Source organism: Bradyrhizobium sp. HKCCYLRH3059 (genome assembly GCF_051168035.1).
In the GTDB taxonomy this organism is placed as follows: Bacteria; Pseudomonadota; Alphaproteobacteria; order Rhizobiales; family Xanthobacteraceae; genus Bradyrhizobium.
The window spans coordinates 1-15125 of the sequence record NZ_JBNPUF010000005.1 but is presented as its reverse complement, the minus strand read 5'-3'; the positions used below and the strand labels follow the sequence as shown (position 1 = coordinate 15125).

Sequence of the window (15125 nt, the reverse complement as noted above, 5' to 3'; positions counted from 1 at the left end):
GGAGTATGGGGCCAATCTCGCCTCGCAATCGGCGTCGCATCCGCAACGACAGCCGAGGACGTAGCGGCTACCTGTTGTTCTTCGCGCGCCACGCCGCGAAGTCGGCGGGCGTCTGCGGATCCGTCGCCGGATAGAGGCCGAGGATCGAGCGGCCCTTGGCAACTTCCTCGGTAACGAAATCCTCGAACGCGGTCATCTCGAACGTCTCGTCCGCGATCTCGTCGGCGAGATGGGCGGGGATCACGATGACGCCGTCGGAATCGCCGAGGATGACGTCACCGGGAAACACCGGCGCGTCGCCGCAGGCGATCGGGCCGTTGATCTCGATCGCATGATGCAGGGTGAGATTGGTCGGCGCGCTCGGACGCTGGTGGAAGGCGGGGATGCCGAGCTTGGCAATGTCGGCGGCGTCACGGAAGCCGCCGTCGGTGACGACGCCGGCGACGCCGCGCTGCTGCAGGCGGCTCACGAGAATTGCGCCGGCCGAAGCGGCGCGCGCGTCCTTGCGGCTGTCCATCACCAGCACGGCGCCGGGCGGGCAATCCTCGACGGCCTTGCGCTGCGGATGGCCGCGGTCGCGAAACACCTCGATGGTGTTGAGATCCTCGCGCGCTGGGATGTAGCGCAAGGTGAAGGCCTCGCCGACCATGGTCGGCTGCGCCGGGCTGAGCGGATGGACGTTCTGGATGCACTGGATGCGCAGGCCGCGCTTGAACAGCGCGGTAGCGACCGTGGCCGTCGAGACGGTCTTGAGCTTGTTGCGGGTGGCGGTGCTGAGTTTGGTCATGTCCTGCTCTCTCCGGTCGTCATTCCGGGGCGCGCGGAGCGCGAGCCCGGAATCCATACTCCCGATCGTGGTTATGGATTCCGGGCTCGCCGCTCCGCGGCGCCCCGGAATGACGGGTGAACTAATAAATCGCTGGCTCGCCGACTGCGGCGCCGAAGCCGGTCTCGAGGAAGTCGAAATCGCAGCCGTCATTGGCCTGCTTGATGTGGCGGGCGAACATCCAGCCATAGCCGCGCTCGAAGCGCGGGGCCGGCGGAGTCCAGGCGGCGCGGCGGCGCGCCAGTTCATCCTCGGGCACGTCGAGATTGATGGTGCGCGCGGCGACGTCCAGCGTGATCAGGTCGCCATTCTTCACCAGCGCCAACGGGCCGCCGACGTAGGACTCGGGCGCGACATGCAGGATGCAGGCGCCATAGCTCGTGCCGCTCATGCGCGCATCCGACAGCCGCACCATGTCGCGGACGCCCTGCTTCACCAGCTTGGTCGGGATCGGCAGCATGCCCCATTCCGGCATGCCCGGCCCGCCCTGCGGGCCGGCATTGCGCAGGATCAGGACGTGATCGGCCGTGACGTCGAGATCTGGATCGTCGATCGCCTTCTTCATCGAGGGATAGTCGTCGAACACCAGCGCCGGGCCGGTGTGCCTGAGGAAGCGCGGATCGCAGGCAGAAGGCTTGATGACGCAGCCGTCCGGCGCAAGGTTGCCCTTGAGCACGGCGAGCGCACCTTCGCGATAGATCGGGTTCGACTGCGGACGGATGACGTCGTCATTGTAGACGCCGGCGCCTGTGATGTTGTCGCCCAGCGTGCGGCCGTTGACGGTCATGCAATCCAGATGGAGATGCTCTTTCATCCTGCTCATCAGGCCGGGCAGCCCGCCCGCGTAGTAGAAATCCTCCATCAGATAGGCGTCGCCGCTCGGCCGGACATTGGCGAGCACCGGCACCTTGCGGCTGGCGGCCTCGAAATCATCAAGGCCGATATCGGCGCCGGCGCGGCGCGCCTGCGCGATCACATGGATGATGGCGTTGGTCGAGCAGCCCATCGCCATGGCGACCGCGATCGCATTCTCGAACGCCTGATGGGTCTGGATCTTCGATGGCGTCAGGTCCTCCCACACCATCTCGACGACGCGGCGGCCGCATTCCGAGCTCATGCGGATGTGCTCGGCATCGGCAGCCGGAATCGACGAGGCGCCGGGCAAGGTCATGCCGATCGCTTCCGCGATCGCGGTCATGGTCGAGGCCGTCCCCATGGTCATGCAGGTGCCGTGGCTGCGGGCGATGCCGGCTTCCATCGCGTTCCAATCAGCGTCCGACAGCTTGCCCGCGCGGCGCTCGTCCCAGTACTTCCAGGCGTCGGAGCCGGAGCCGAGCGTCTTGCCCTTCCAGTTGCCGCGCAGCATCGGCCCGGCCGGGAGATAGATCGCCGGCAGGTTCATGCTGGTGGCGCCGAGCAGCAGCGCCGGCGTGGTCTTGTCGCAGCCGCCCATCAGCACGACGCCATCGACGGGGTGGCCGCGCAAGAGCTCCTCGACATCCATCGCCAGCATGTTGCGATAGAGCATCGTGGTCGGCTTCAACAGCGACTCCGACAGCGACAGCGCAGGCAGCTCGATCGGGAAACCGCCGGCCATCAGCACGCCGCGCTTGACGTCGTCGACGCGCTGCTTGAAGTGCATGTGGCAGGGCTGCGCGTCGGACCAGGTGTTGACGATGGCGATGACCGGACGGCCCTTCCACTCCTCCTGGGCATAGCCCATCTGCATCACCCGCGAGCGGTGGCCGAAGGAACGGAGATCGTCGGGCGCGAACCAGCGCGCGCTGCGCAGCTGATCGGGGCTCTTCTTGTGGCTCATGATTGCGTTCCCCAGGTCAGCACGGTCTTGCGCTCGATGGTGCGGAAGATCAGGTTCTCGACCACGAGACCGATCAGGATCACGGTCAGCAGGCCAGCGAACACCGCGGGGATCTCGAGCAGATTGCGGTTCTCGAAGATGAACCAGCCGAGGCCGCCCTGCCCCGAGGAGACACCGAACACCAGCTCGGCCGCGATCAGGGTGCGCCAGGCGAAGGCCCAGCCGATCTTCAAACCCGTGAGGATGGCGCCGAACGCCGCCGGAATCAGGATTCGGATCACATAGGAGAAGCCGCTGAGACCGTAGTTGCGCCCGACCATGCGCAGCGTGTTCGAGACGCTTTTGAAGCCGGAATGGGTGTTGAGCGCGACGGGCCACAGCACCGAATGGATCAGCACGAAGACGAGACTGCCGCTGCCGAGCCCGAACCAGATCAGCGCCAGCGGCAGCAGCGCGATCGCCGGCAAGGGATTGAACATCGCCGTGATCGTCTCGAGGAAATCGGTGCCGATGCGGGTCGAGATCGCGAGCACAGTCAGGATCGCCGCGAGAACGATGCCTGCGGCATAGCCCATGAACAGCACCTTCAGCGAGGTCCAGACGCGCATCGGGATGGTGCCGTCGCGGACCTTCTCCCACAGCGCCGCGATGGTGTCGGAGAAGGTCGGGAACAGCAGGGGATTGTCGAGATAGCTGCCATAGGCCTGCCAGATCGCGGCGAGCAAGACAATGATCAGGCTCTTGCGCACGAAGCCGTCGTTCCACAGCAGCTCGAGCACGCCGAGCTTGCGCGCGACATCTGCAGGCGCGGCGCTCGCGGCCGACGTATCGCGCAGGATGATCTTGGCTTCAGCCATGGGCGCCGTCCTCAATGCGTCGTTGCAGGTTCGGAGAACAAAAGATCATGGATCTGCTTCTCCAGGCGCGCCGCGCTGCCGTCCTCGGCCGAGACCTTGTCGACGTCGACCACCTCGGCCTTGACGCGGCCGGGATGCGGCGACAGCAGCAGAATGCGGTTGCCGATCTTGATGGCTTCGGCGATCGAATGCGTCACGAACAAGACGGTGAATTTCGTCTCGTTCCACAACTGCAGCAGCTCGTCCTGGCAGGTGCGCCGCGTCAGCGCATCGAGCGCGGCGAACGGCTCGTCCATCAGCAGGATGTCCGGCTCCATCGCCATGCCCCGGGCGATCGCGACGCGCTGCTTCATGCCGCCCGACAGCGTGTGCGGATAGGCATCGACAACGCGCGTCAGCCCGACCTTCTCGATATAGGTGCGGGCGCGGCTCTCGGCCTCCTTGCGCGGCATGCGCCGCGCCGTCAGCAGCGGGAACATCACGTTGGCGAGCACGGTCTTCCACGGCAGCAGCTGGTCGAACTCCTGGAAGATCATCATGCGATCGGCGCCAGGACCGGTGATCTCGCGGCCGTTGATGCGCATCCGGCCCTCGCTCGGCTTGATGTAGCCACCGACCGCCTTCAGCAAGGTCGACTTGCCGCAACCGGACGGTCCCAGCAGCACGAAGCGATCGGAGCGGTCGACGGAGAAGCCGACCCGCTCCGTCGCGGTGATCACCGCGCTGGAGGTCTTGTAGCGCAGGGTGACGCCATCGACGTCGAGCAGCGCGGACATCAGTTGCCCTTCAGATCATGCGCGACCGGCAGATAATAGTCGGTCCAGGCCTTGGGCTGGGTCTTGATGGTGCCGATCTTGGCGAGATGGGCCGCGAACTTCATGGTGCCCTGCGGCTCCAGATTCCATTCCATCATGCCGGGCTCCTTGAGCCAGGCGAGCAGGTCGTCGACCGAGGTCTTGTCGCCGGTGATCTCCTTGTAGATCTCGACCGCCGTCCTGGTATCGCTGCGGATCAGGTCCTGCGCTTCCTTGGTCGCATCGCGCACCGCCTGGATGATCTTCGGATTGGCGTCGGCGAACTTCGTGGTGGTGAAGAACTGCGCCTGGCTCAGCGGTCCGCCCATGACGTCGGGCGAATTCATCACGACATGCGCGCCGGGCACGTTCTTCAATTCGAGGAACGTGTAGGGCGGGATCGAGAAATGATTGTGCACCTCGTGCTGCGGGTTCGACAGCGCCGTATAGGCGTCGGGGTGACCGAGCTGCACGGTGTTGGCGTCGAGCTTGTTCCACTGATCGGCGCCGAACGCCTCGGCGGCCGCGATCTGCAGCACGATGGCCTGGGTCGAGACCTTGACGGTCGGCACGGCGATCTTGTCACTGGGACCGAAGTCCTTGATCGACTTGATGTTGGGATCGCGGCTGATCAGGGTCATCGGCTGCGCCGAGGTGGCGACGATGCCCTTCACGCCACCGCGGGTACGATCCCACAACAGCAGCAGATTGCCGGTGCCGGTGTTGAGGATGTCGACGCTGCCCGACAACAGCGCATCGGTCTGCGCGCCGCCGCCGGAGAAGGTCAGCCATTTGGTGGTGACGCCGGGCACGCCGAGCGCGGCCGCATGCTTCTCGATCAGCTTGTTCTTCTCGATGATGTGGCTCGGCATGTAGAAGATGCCAGGCTGGCGCGACAGCGAGATTTCGGTCTTCTGCTGGGCCTGCGCGGCGTCATTCCAGGCCGCCGCGACCAGCAGCGTGGCCAGCAGGCCGGCGGCTCGTGCGGCCGAGCGCGCGAACTTCTCGAACATGGGACATCCCTCCTCGCGTGCCGGCTCCTTCTTGACGGCCAGCGGAGAGATGCACTAATGCATTAGTGCATCTCTGACAAGGGCTGTTCTCCCCCTGCGACATTCGAGCCGGACGTCCCACCAAATGGCATTGCCCGCGACGCCTGCTGCGGTTCTCCCGCCCGAACGGCTCGATCCGAGCCGGCGCGCGGCACCGCAGGTCTTCGAGCGGTTGCGCGACCAGATCATCGCCCTCGCGCTCCCACCGGGAGCGCCATTGTCGCGGCCGGCGCTGCAGGCCGAGTTCGGCCTCAGCTCGACGCCGATCCGCGACGCGCTGATGCGCCTCGCCGAGGAAGGCCTCGTCGACGTGTTCCCGCAGCACGCGACCCTGGTCAGCCGCATCGATGTTGGTCGGGCGCAGCAGGCGCAGTTCCTGCGCCAGGCGCTGGAGCTCGAGATCGTGCGCCTGCTCGCGCTGCGGCCTGCGGCGGCGCCGATCGACGAACTCCATGCTCTGATCGCCCAGCAGCGGCGATTCGCCAGGGACGGCGACTTCGCGTCATTCACGGTGGTCGACAACGCATTCCACGAGCGGCTCTACACCGCCGCGGACAAGCACGAGCTGTGGACCCTGGTGCGCAGCCGCAGCGGTCACATCGACCGGTTGCGCCGGCTGCATCTGCCCTCGCCCGGCAAGGCGCAGACGATCCTGCGCCATCACAAGCAGATCGTCGATGCGATCGCCGCGGGCCGGCCGAACGACGCGCAGACGCATCTGCGCGAGCACCTGACCGGGACGCTGAGCGACCTCGCGACCATTCGCGGCCGCTGGCCGGACTATCTCAGTGGCTAGCAGCCCCGCCCAATCGGAGGACGTGAGCGGTGTCACGCCGCACGCTGGTCCGCACCGTCTGTCGCGCCACCTGGGATCGCAAATCCTCAGACATGTGCTCAAATATTGTGCATTCGGCGCGAGGACGAGGCGATTATGGAGCGCTCCGTGCCATGCAACTACGGCGCGAGCGCCTCGAATGCAGGCCCGGCGCCCGGATAGTCCACCCTTGTCCCGTACAGGACATCGATCACCGCGCCCCATCCTGCATGTGACTTGCCCGGCGAAACGCTTGCGGCGCGCCGCGAATTGGGCAAAACCTTACAACTGACCGTTGGTCTTGCTGCCAGCCAATCGGGAGATGCGGAGCGTGGCGAAGATTCTGGTCGTGGACGACGATCCGCTCATGCAGCTGACAATTCAGCGCGTGCTCGAACGGGCCGGTCACGTCGTCGGCATCGCGGGCGACGGCCAGAAGGCGCTCGTCCGCTTCACGAGCGAGAGCTTTGACTTGGTGATCCTGGACATCTTCATGCCGGGCATGGACGGGCTGGAGGCGATGCGCTTGATCCTCAAGCACACGCCCGGCGTTCCGATCATCATGACCTCGGGACGTGCCCACACCCCGACCTCTGTGATAGAGCCCGATTATCTTACCATGGCCACGAGGCTGGGAGCGGTGTCCGCATTGCCCAAGCCGTTCAAACCGGCAGCCCTCCTGACGATGGTTTCCGAATGCCTGGCATCGGCAGGCGATCGGGCTGCTCGACCCCGGCCAGGCCAAGATGCTGTTCCGAAATCCTGACGGCCGAACCGAAGGGCTCCTACTCAGCGGCGCGCAGCGCGCGAGCGAGGCGCCGCGGTTCGGCGGCCGCCTCACGCTGACGACGCGGCTGGCCATCGCGATGATCCTGCTGGTCGCGATCGCGGTGTTCGCCGTCGGCTGGCTCGGCTATCGCAGCCTCGAGCGGGCGCTGTTGCCGCGCGCGCTCGATCGAATCGAGTCGCATTCGCGCCTGATGGCGACCGAGCTCGAAAACTATGTCGGCAGCGCCCGGAACGACATCAACGGCTATCGCGCCTCTCCGAATCTGGCAACGTTGATACGCACACTGAAGACGGGAGCTCCCGATCCCCGCGAAGGGCTGCCGGCGCAGTCGTGGCGCGAGCGGGTCGCAACGCGCTACTTCGCCGAGCTGCAGGCCAAGCCGACCTACGCGATGATCCGCCTGGTCGGGATCGAGAACGATTATCGCGAGCTGATCCGGGTCGACCGGCTCGGGCCGGGCAACACGGTTCGGATCGTTCCGGAGAACGAGCTGATCACGCGCGGCGAGCGCAACTACATCAAGGAGACGCTGAGCCTGCCGCCCGGCGGCATCCGGCTCTCGCCGATCATTCTCGACGGCAACACGACGGACCCCAAGACAGGCGTGCCGATGCTGTGCGTCGGCACGCCGGTGTTCGCGCCGGACGGCAAGCCGTACGCGATCCTGATGGTCGATCTCGACATGCGCCCGATCTTCGCGCATCTGCGCATGGCGGCCCGCCCGGGCGCGCAGCTCTATGTCGTGAACGCCCGCGGCGACTATCTCTTCCATCCCGAATCAGACCGGGAATTCGCCTCGAAACGCGGCCGATCGACGCGATGGCAGGACGATTTTCCGACGCTCGCAGGCGCGACCGGCACCGCCGAGGGTTTCGCGCAGATCCTGCACGACGAAGCCGATCGTCCCGGCGGTGTCGCCTTCGCCCCGGCGCTGCTCGCGGGACAGGAATGGGTGGCGGTGATCGAGACGATCCCGAACACCGCCTTCATGGCGCCCGCCCTCGCCATCCGCAAGACGGCGATCGAGGTCGGCCTGATCGCGATGCTGTGCGCGGCCGCGCTCGCCTTCGTGGTCGCGCGCTCGCTGACGCGGCCGATCAACCAGCTGACCCAGGCCGTCGAGGGCGTGGGGCGCGGCGAGGCGGTGAATATCCCGCTCGAGGCGGTCGGCGAGACCGGCGTGCTGGCGCGCGCCTTCGCCCGCGTGCTGGACGAGGTTCGCACCAAGACCGCCGAGCTCGAGCGCGAGGTCCAGGAGCATTACCTGACCGAAGCAGCGCGCGACCATTTCGCCGCCCGCGAACGGCTCTACAGTGCCGCGGTGGAATCGTCGAACGACGCGATCGTGACGCTGTCGCTGGACGGCACCATCACCGCCTGGAATCCGGCAGCCGAGGCCATGCTGGGCTACTCCGCCGAGGAGGCCGTGGGCCGCCTTGCGGATTTCCTCGTGCCGCCCGAGCGCATGGCCGAGGCCCAGGACCTTCTGGCGCGCATGGCCCGCGGCGAGCGGATCCAGCATTTCGAGACGGTGCGGATCCGCAAGGACGGTGAGCTGGTCCAGGTCTCGCTCAGCGTCTCGCCGATCAAATCACCGACGGGCCAGATCATCGGCGCCTCCAAGATCGCACGCGACGTCACCGAGAGCCGCCGGACCGAACTGGCGCTGCGCCAGCAGACCGAGGAACGGCGGCGCATCTTCGAGACGTCGCAGGACCTGATCCTCATCACCGACCGCAATGGCATCCTGGTTCAGGTCTCACCGAGCGTGGAGGCGATTCTCGGCTATACGCCGGCGGAGATGATCGGCCGCAGCGGCGCGGATTTCATCCACCCGGACGATCTACCCAAGGCACGCGAGGAGCTTCGCGCCTCGCGCCTAGGCCTTCGGGCGCGCACCTCCGACTGCCGCTACGTCCACAAGGACGGCCGCGTGGTGACGCTGTCCTGGACCTCGAACTGGTCGGAGCCGGTGCAGCGCCACTTCTTCATCGGCCGCGACATGACCGAGAGCCGGCTGGCGCAGGAGACGCTCCGGGAGAGCGAACAGCTCGCCCGCAACATCGTCGAGACCGCGCTCGATGCCTTCGTCCAGGTCGACGACAACGGGGCCATTCTCAACTGGAACTCCCAGGCCGAGAAGATCTTCGGCTGGTCGCGCGCCGAGATCATCGGCAAGGACGTCTTCGACGTGATCACGGTCGGGGACGTCGGCGAGGAGCTGCGCGCCGCGCTCGGCCGCATCCTGATGACCGGACAAGCGAGCGCACTCGGGGTCGGCCGCCGACGCGAGGTCATGGTGAAGCGGCGCGACGGCCGCGAGTTCAAGGCCGAGCTCAGCGTGACCGCGCTGAAGACCCGCAACGGCTTCGTGCTGAACGGCTTCTTCCGCGACCTCACCGACAAGATCGCGACCGAGGAGCGGATCCGCCAGTCCGAGAAGATGGAGGCGATCGGCCAGCTCACCGGCGGCATCGCACACGACTTCAACAACATCCTCACCGTGATCACCGGCACGATCGAGATTCTCGCCGCGGCCGTGGCCAAGGAGCCGCAGCTCGCCGCGATCACCAGGATGATCGACGAGGCCGCCGCGCGCGGGGCCGATCTCACCCAGCATCTGCTCGCCTTTGCGCGCCGGCAGCCGCTGCAGCCGCGCGAGGTCGACGTCAACACGCTGATGATCGACACGGCCAAGCTGCTGCGGCCGACGCTCGGAGAGCAGATCGAGATCGAGTCCGTCTTCCAGGACGAGACCTGCGTGGCGCATGTCGATCCGAACCAGCTCGCCACGGCGGTCATCAACCTCGCGCTCAATGCCCGCGACGCGATGCCGAATGGCGGCAAGCTCATCCTGGAGACCGGCTGGGCCGACCTCGACGAGAACTACGCGAGTCTCTACGACGACGTGCGGCCCGGTCGCTACGCGATGATCGCGGTGAGCGACAGTGGCAGCGGCATTCCCGCCGCCATCATCGACAAGGTGTTCAATCCGTTCTTCACCTCGAAGGGGCCTGGCAAGGGGACGGGGCTCGGATTGTCGATGGTGTACGGCTTCGTGAAGCAATCGGCCGGCCACATCAGGATCTATAGCGAAGAGGGCCACGGCACCACGATCCGGATGTACCTGCCGCCGGGCAGCGAAGAAGCGATCACGCAGCCCTCGGGCGACGCGCCGGCGATCCAGGGCGGCCAGGAGACGATCCTGGTGGTGGAGGACGACCGGCTGGTGCGCGGCTACGTTCTCGCCCAGCTCCATGCACTGGGCTATGCGACGCTGGAGGCGGCCAATGCCGCCGAAGCGCTGGCGATCACCAATGCCGGAGAGCCGTTCGATCTGCTCTTCACCGACATCATCATGCCGGGGACGATGAACGGCCGCCAGCTCGCATCCGAGATCCAGCGGATTCGTCCGACGCAGCGGGTCCTGTTCACCTCCGGCTACACCGAGAATGCCGTGGTGCATCACGGCCGGCTCGACGAAGGAATTCTTCTGCTGCCGAAGCCGTACCGCAAATCCGAGCTCGCCAAGATGATCCGCAAGGCGCTCGCCGCGACCGAGGCTTGAAAAACCAGGCATGAAAAACGAGGCTTGACCGATGCGGCCCGACCAACGCGGCCTGGCGCTTGCGGTTGCCGCTATTCCAGCTTGAGGCCACGTGCGGGCGGCCCGGCCATCGGCTCAATTGGCGCGCGACGCCGTCATCACGATGCGGATCAGATCGGCCGCGTTGCGCGCGCCGAGCTTCTTCATGATGTTGGCGCGGTGATCCTCGATCGTGCGCGGGCTGATGCCCAGCGTGCGCCCGGCCTCCTTGTTCGAGGCCCCCGCCGTGAATTGTTCCAGGACCTCGCGCTCGCGCCGCGTCAGCGGCTCGCGGCCGGGGAAATGCAGCGAGCCGATCTTCGGCGAGGCATTCTCCTTCTGCCGCCGCGCGAACGCGCCGATCGCCTCGTTCAGACGGGCCACGATCTCACTGCCGCGGAACGGCTTCTCGATGAAGTCGAGCGCCCCGTTCTTGATCGCATTGACGGCCATCGGGATGTCGCCCTGGCCCGAGATCATGAAGATCGGAGCCGGATAGTCCTCGCCATGCAGTTCCCTGAGAATGTCGAGACCGGACTTTCCGGGGATGTGCACGTCGAGCAGGATACAGGCCGGTGTCCTGCTCCGCGCCACCGCCAGGAGCGCGGCGCCGTCCGCAAAACAGATCACTTCATACCCACCTGCCGACAAGACCATCGAGAGGGTGTCGCGCACGGCTGGGTCGTCATCGACGACAAAAATCTCTCCGCGGGAAGTTGTTTGTTCGGCCATGGGCGATTGCTCTTGCAAAGGAGAAGAAACAATGAAAGCGCGTCTTATGATACCATACTCGTCGGGTGCTTTGGGCACCCGTATTTGTACGGTTTATGATCCTAACCCACAAGTAGTAGCTGCAGATCGGTGATCGCCTTCACGAGACCATGATCTGGACACGATCTCAAGGCAGTCGTCTCGGGCAGCATGCTGCCTTGCAAAAACACATCGACGCCGACAGCGTCATGATCGACATCAAACTCTGATCGCATCGGCGTTGCCCGCGTGCACCATGCCCACAGACATGCTCGGCGGCGGACGCGTGCACGGCCCTCAGCCCACGAAAATCTGCACGGCATTTGACACAAGACGTACAGCCGTCAGCCGGCCTTGCCCTCGTTTTGATCAAAGATCGGCGGGATTCGGACGTTGCATAGGATTGTGCGCCCTGGACCGCGGCTTGCGCCGATGCAGCTCTGTCAGGACCGATGCTTCGCGGCAACACTTTCGGCTGCGACGCCGCCCCAGGTGTGAACCACGGGCAGGCCGAGCGCAGTCTTGCCGAGATTCGCCAGGCAGATGCGCAACGCCGCCAGATCGACTGGCTTCGGCAGGCTCTGCAGGTCGATTCCGAGCGAGCGCGCGAACAGCCGGGCCTCAATTCGCTTCGCCGCATCCATGCCGCTGATCACGATCACGGAACCGCCGAAGCGGGTATCTGCGATGACCTTGAGGACCTCGGTCCCCTCGCCATCCTCGAGCATGAGATCGAGCGTCACGCAGTCAAAGCGCTTGTTGCGCACCTCGCGGATCGCATCGCTGCACGTGGCCGCGACCGTCACGGCGTGGCCGGCCTGCTTGGCCGCCAGCGCGATCAGCGTCCGCTGCGCGGCGTCGTCGTCGACGACCAAGAGCTGCAGCGCGCGCCGTTCGCCATCATCGGCGCGCTCCGACCGGCTGGATGCAAGTTCCGAACTCATGACCGGCATTGGCCGTCCCTGGAAAATTTGACCGACGTCATTGTCATACACGTCCGACCCTGCGGCGACGTAAAGCGGCTCTCGGAAAAAAGGCCACGCGTCTTAGGACTTGCGCAGGACCCAGGCTGGCGCGTCTCCTCGTCGCTCCGCGCGCGGAAGTTTCCCGAGCGGCGGGCGAGCAATGCGCCGTGCTGCCGCAAGGCGAACTAGTTGACGGTCGTTTCCTGGCCGGCGGAAGCGTTGCCACGTTTCTTCTTGTTCTTTCCCTTGATGAACTGGATGTCCATCTCGGAGCCGTTGACCCGGACCAGCTCGCAGCGGCGGTAGGCGAGCCCCGTCGAGGACAGCAGCAGAAAGAACTCTTTCAGATTCAATCCCTGGATCGATCCCTCGACCGTCAGCACCGCGTCGGTGTCCGAGATGGCGTTGAGCTGGCAGTCCCTGCGCCAGGTCCCGTCGATGCCCATGATGCAGACATCGTAACCGCGGCTGAAGGTGACGCGCTCCGTACCTTTGTTGTCGTCAGACATCTTCGCGTCCTGCTCTATTGGGCTGCGGGAACATCTAGTTGCCCGCGGCCGCGATCCTGGGCATTCCCGGAGCCGGCGCCTTCGCCGCGGAAGCGATCCCGCTCGGGCGATACAGGCCACGCCGGTCCGCGAGCGGCTTGAACACGTCGGTGAGGCCGACGACGGTCTCCGCAGCACCGAGTACGAGGAAGCCGTCCGGCTCCATCTGCTTGGCGAGCCGGCCGAAGATGTTGATCTTGGTGTCCTGATCGAAATAGATCAGCACGTTGCGGCAGAACACGACGTCGAACGTGCCGAGCTGTGAGAAGTCGTGCAGCAGATTGAGCTGGCGATGCTGGACCATGCCGCGCACGTCGGAATTGATCTGCCAGAGTTCGCCTGCCTGCTTGAAATATTTGACCAGAAGCTGGATCGGCAGCCCGCGCTGCACCTCGAACTGGCTGTAGAGGCCGGCCTTCGATTTCTCCAGCACCTCCTGCGACAGATCGGTGGCGATGATCTCGATGCGCCATCCACTGAGCGCAGATCCCATCTCCTTGAGCGACATCGCCAGCGAATACGGCTCCTGGCCGGTCGAGCAAGCAGCGCACCAGATCCGGATCGACTTGCGGTTGGCGCGCGCCTTGAGGAGCTCCGGCATGATCACGTCGCGAAAATGATCGAACGGGACCTTGTCGCGGAAGAAGAACGTCTCGTTGGTCGTCATCGCTTCGACGACCTGGCTGATCAAGGCGCTCGACCCGTCCTTCAGCTTCTGGACGAGATCGCTGATGCTGGCCAGGCCGGCCTTGCGCGCGAGCGGAAGCAGGCGGCTCTCGATCAGATATTGCTTGTCGGCAGACAGATCGAGACCGGACTTGTCTCGAAGCAGCTTGCGCAGGAACTCATAATCAGGCTGGTTCACGGGCGGCCTCTTCTGGGCAGACGAAGGGATCAGGCGGATTCGGCTGACAGCGCCTGGATGAGACCAACTTCCTGGAATTTGGCGGCCACAATCTCTTTGTCGAACGGCTTCATGATGTATTCGTTGGCGCCGGCGTTCAGCGCGCGCGAAATGTGATCGATGTCGTTTTCGGTGGTGCAGAACACCACCTTCGGGCCTTCGCCGCCCGGCAGCCGGCGCAGGCGCCCGAGGAAATCATAACCGTCCATGACGGGCATGTTCCAGTCGAGCAGAATGGCGTCCGGCAGGCTCTTGATGCAGATCTCGAGCGCCCGCTCGCCATCCTCCGCCTCGACGACGGAGAAGCCCAACTCCTCCAGGATACGGCGTGCGATCTTGCGCACGACGCTGGAGTCATCCACGACCAGACAGCTCTTCATTGTTGTCTCCCCTATGGGACGGTTGACGGGCTAGGCGGCGATTGCTGCCTTCGGCAGGAGTTCGAGCACGCGATCGACGTCGAGAATGACCATCAGCTGGCCGTCGAGGCGGTGCACGCCGCCGGCGAATTTCGCCATGCGCGGGTCGAGATTGACGGGGTTCTCCTCCCGGCCCTCCTCGGACAGCCGCAGCACCTCGCCGATCTGGTCGATCAGGAGACCGTAGGACTCGCCGCGCAGATCGACGCCGACCGCCATCGGCGGCTTGCCGTCCTCGGCGCGGGCAAGGCCGAGCCGCGCCCGCATGTCGACGACGGTCACGATGCGGCCGCGCAGGTTCAGGACCCCGGCGATCTCCGCCGATGACAGCGGCACCCGCGTCACCCGCTCCGGCATGAACACGTCCTGTACCCGGGAGATCGGCAGGCCGAACAGCTGGCCGCCGATCATCGCAGTGACGTATTCGACGGCGGCGCCCTCGGTGGTTTCGATCTTGCTGCTCATCGCACGCTACTCCTGTCCGCTTGCTGTCACGCGGCCCGCCGGTTGGCTTCGGCGCGGGCCCGTTCCTCGATCTGTTCCTTCAGCGCCGCGATCAGGCCGGGCCGGTCGAACTTGGCGATGTAGTCGTAGAGACCCGCCTGGCGGCCGCGCTCGATCGCCGCCGGCGACACCAGCGACGACACCGCGATGACCGGCATCTGGCTCAGGTTCTGGTCGGCGCGGATCGCCTCGGTGAACTCGAAGCCGTTCATCTCCGGCATCTCGATGTCGGTGACGACGATGTCGAAGCTGTGCCCGGAGCGCAGCGTGGCCAGGCCCTCGATCGCCGAGGCCGCCGTGCGCACCTTGTAGCCGGCCGACTTCAACACCGGCGCCAGCATGTTGCGGAAGAACGGCGAGTCGTCGACCAGCAGCACCGACTGCGTCTGCGCGTCGGTGTGCATCTCCTTGCGGATGAACCAGTCGGCGAAGGCCATCGGCAGGAAGTGGCCGACGTCGATCACCTCGGTCGCCTGGCCCTTGATCACCGCCGAGCC

At 65.6% G+C, this 15125-nt stretch carries 15 protein-coding genes; 3 read left to right on the top strand and 12 right to left on the bottom strand.

The window, feature by feature from the left end; translation table 11 throughout:
• Nucleotides 1-67: 67 nt before the first annotated feature.
• The 5 genes from ACQR13_RS16640 to ACQR13_RS16620 all read right to left on the bottom strand — a co-directional run bounded on the left by ACQR13_RS16640 (nucleotide 68) and on the right by ACQR13_RS16620 (nucleotide 5309).
• Nucleotides 68-787 (bottom strand): ribonuclease activity regulator RraA, encoded by a 720-nt coding sequence (locus ACQR13_RS16640; RefSeq protein WP_316201946.1) that lies wholly within the window; start codon nucleotides 785-787, stop codon nucleotides 68-70.
• A gap of 121 nt (nucleotides 788-908) precedes the next feature.
• On the bottom strand, nucleotides 909-2645 hold the full coding sequence (gene araD, locus ACQR13_RS16635) for an L-arabinonate dehydratase (RefSeq protein ID WP_316201945.1): 1737 nt from the start codon (nucleotides 2643-2645) through the stop codon (nucleotides 909-911).
• Nucleotides 2642-3502: an ABC transporter permease gene (locus ACQR13_RS16630; RefSeq protein WP_315750732.1), complete on the bottom strand. Its 861-nt coding sequence runs from the start codon at nucleotides 3500-3502 to the stop codon at nucleotides 2642-2644. Before ACQR13_RS16630 ends, araD begins: the two co-directional genes overlap by 4 nt.
• Nucleotides 3503-3513: 11 nt before the next feature.
• Nucleotides 3514-4278, bottom strand: coding sequence for an ABC transporter ATP-binding protein (locus ACQR13_RS16625; protein ID WP_315750730.1), 765 nt, complete (start codon nucleotides 4276-4278; stop codon nucleotides 3514-3516).
• On the bottom strand, nucleotides 4278-5309 hold the full coding sequence (locus ACQR13_RS16620) for an ABC transporter substrate-binding protein (RefSeq protein WP_316165719.1): 1032 nt from the start codon (nucleotides 5307-5309) through the stop codon (nucleotides 4278-4280). The genes ACQR13_RS16625 and ACQR13_RS16620 overlap by 1 nt, the downstream gene beginning before the upstream one ends.
• 124 nt (nucleotides 5310-5433) lie before the next feature.
• On the opposite strand from ACQR13_RS16620, the gene ACQR13_RS16615 reads away from it, so the two are divergent.
• From ACQR13_RS16615 to ACQR13_RS16605, 3 genes are all read left to right on the top strand, one after another.
• The gene (locus ACQR13_RS16615; RefSeq protein ID WP_316173309.1) at nucleotides 5434-6144 is read left to right on the top strand and encodes a GntR family transcriptional regulator; all 711 of its coding nucleotides are present in this window, start codon (nucleotides 5434-5436) and stop codon (nucleotides 6142-6144) included.
• A gap of 349 nt (nucleotides 6145-6493) precedes the next feature.
• Nucleotides 6494-6928 carry a response regulator gene (locus ACQR13_RS16610; RefSeq protein ID WP_434862995.1) on the top strand — a complete coding sequence of 145 codons (435 nt, stop codon included), beginning with the start codon at nucleotides 6494-6496 and terminating at the stop codon, nucleotides 6926-6928.
• On the top strand, nucleotides 6909-10520 hold the full coding sequence (locus tag ACQR13_RS16605) for a PAS domain S-box protein (protein ID WP_315716976.1): 3612 nt from the start codon (nucleotides 6909-6911) through the stop codon (nucleotides 10518-10520). Before ACQR13_RS16610 ends, ACQR13_RS16605 begins: the two co-directional genes overlap by 20 nt.
• 114 nt (nucleotides 10521-10634) lie before the next feature.
• Here the strand turns inward: ACQR13_RS16605 and ACQR13_RS16600 are convergent, their stop codons facing one another.
• The 7 genes from ACQR13_RS16600 to ACQR13_RS16570 all read right to left on the bottom strand — a co-directional run.
• Nucleotides 10635-11270, bottom strand: coding sequence for a response regulator transcription factor (locus ACQR13_RS16600; protein WP_315717165.1), 636 nt, complete (start codon nucleotides 11268-11270; stop codon nucleotides 10635-10637).
• A 461-nt stretch (nucleotides 11271-11731) separates the two neighbouring features.
• Complete coding sequence (locus ACQR13_RS16595; protein WP_434845013.1) at nucleotides 11732-12241, bottom strand: response regulator; 510 nt, start codon at nucleotides 12239-12241, stop codon at nucleotides 11732-11734.
• Between the two features lie 197 nt (nucleotides 12242-12438).
• Complete coding sequence (locus ACQR13_RS16590) at nucleotides 12439-12762, bottom strand: PilZ domain-containing protein (protein ID WP_315716973.1); 324 nt, start codon at nucleotides 12760-12762, stop codon at nucleotides 12439-12441.
• Nucleotides 12763-12796: 34 nt separating this feature from the next.
• On the bottom strand, nucleotides 12797-13666 hold the full coding sequence (locus ACQR13_RS16585) for a CheR family methyltransferase (RefSeq protein ID WP_315716972.1): 870 nt from the start codon (nucleotides 13664-13666) through the stop codon (nucleotides 12797-12799).
• A gap of 29 nt (nucleotides 13667-13695) precedes the next feature.
• Complete coding sequence (locus tag ACQR13_RS16580; protein ID WP_316201941.1) at nucleotides 13696-14085, bottom strand: response regulator; 390 nt, start codon at nucleotides 14083-14085, stop codon at nucleotides 13696-13698.
• A gap of 30 nt (nucleotides 14086-14115) precedes the next feature.
• Nucleotides 14116-14589 carry a chemotaxis protein CheW gene (locus tag ACQR13_RS16575; RefSeq protein ID WP_315750715.1) on the bottom strand — a complete coding sequence of 158 codons (474 nt, stop codon included), beginning with the start codon at nucleotides 14587-14589 and terminating at the stop codon, nucleotides 14116-14118.
• Nucleotides 14590-14615: 26 nt separating this feature from the next.
• Nucleotides 14616-15125, bottom strand: a 510-nt coding sequence (locus ACQR13_RS16570) for a response regulator (protein ID WP_434862994.1), incomplete at its 5' end; no start/stop codon positions are given.